This is a genomic window from Lamprobacter sp. (assembly GCF_034860625.1).
In the GTDB taxonomy this organism is placed as follows: Bacteria; Pseudomonadota; Gammaproteobacteria; order Chromatiales; family Chromatiaceae; genus Lamprobacter.
In genome coordinates, this window is record NZ_JAYESN010000576.1 from 1 (window position 1) to 1,160 (window position 1,160).

The 1,160-nt window shown below is 65.9% G+C and carries 1 protein-coding gene; it reads left to right on the plus strand.

Going from position 1 to position 1,160, the window contains the following annotated elements:
• On the plus strand, nucleotides 1–1,160 hold a 1,160-nt coding region (locus VBE63_RS29910), incomplete at both ends, for a Clp protease N-terminal domain-containing protein (RefSeq protein ID WP_323686602.1).

Here is a 1,160-nt window from a genome sequence, read left to right on the forward strand (position 1 = left end):
GTGGCCCTGCTCGATCAAGACGGCGGCACCGTGCGCCATCTGCTGGCTCAGGCCGATGTCAGCGTCAATCGGCTGCGCTCGGCGCTCGGCGAGGCGCTCGAGCGCCTGCCGCAGGTCTCAGGGAGCGGCGGCGACGTGACCGTCTCCAATGCCTTGGGCAAGCTGCTCAACTTGACCGATAAGCTGGCCCAAACACGCAACGATCAGTACATCAGCTCGGAGCTGTTCGTGCTCGCCGCGCTCGAGGACAAGGCCGAGCTCGGCAAGCTGTTGCGCGAGGCCGGCGCCAGCAAGGGCGCACTCGAGAAGGCGATCGAGAACCTGCGCGGCGGCGAGGCGATCAACGACCCCAATGCCGAGGAGCAACGCCAGGCGCTCGAGAAATACACCATCGACATGACCGAGCGCGCCGAGCAAGGCAAGCTCGACCCGGTCATCGGCCGCGATGATGAGATCCGCCGCACCATCCAGGTGCTCGCCCGTCGCACCAAGAACAACCCGGTGCTGATCGGCGAGCCCGGCGTCGGTAAGACCGCGATCGTCGAGGGGCTGGCGCAACGCATGGTCAACGGCGAGGTGCCCGAGGGACTCAAGACCAAGCGCCTGCTGGCATTGGACATGGCCGGGCTAATCGCCGGCGCCAAGTTCCGCGGCGAGTTCGAGGAGCGCCTGAAAGCAGTGCTCAACGATATCGCCAAGCAGGAAGGCAACGTCGTGCTGTTCATCGATGAGCTGCACACCATGGTCGGCGCCGGCAAGGCCGAGGGCGCCATGGACGCCGGCAACATGCTCAAGCCGGCACTGGCGCGCGGTGAGCTGCACTGCATCGGCGCCACCACGCTCGACGAATACCGCAAGTACGTCGAGAAGGACGCGGCGCTCGAGCGGCGCTTCCAAAAGGTGCTGGTCAATGAGCCCAACGTCGAGGACACGGTCGCCATCCTGCGCGGCCTCAAGGAGCGCTACGAGGTCCATCACGCGGTCGAGATCACCGATCCGGCGATCGTTGCCGCGGCCACCCTTTCCCACCGCTACATCGCCGATCGCCAGCTCCCGGACAAGGCGATCGACCTGATCGACGAGGCTGCCTCGCAGATCCGCATGGAGATCGACTCGATGCCGGAGGAGATGGACAAGCTCGACCGCCGGCTGATCCAGCT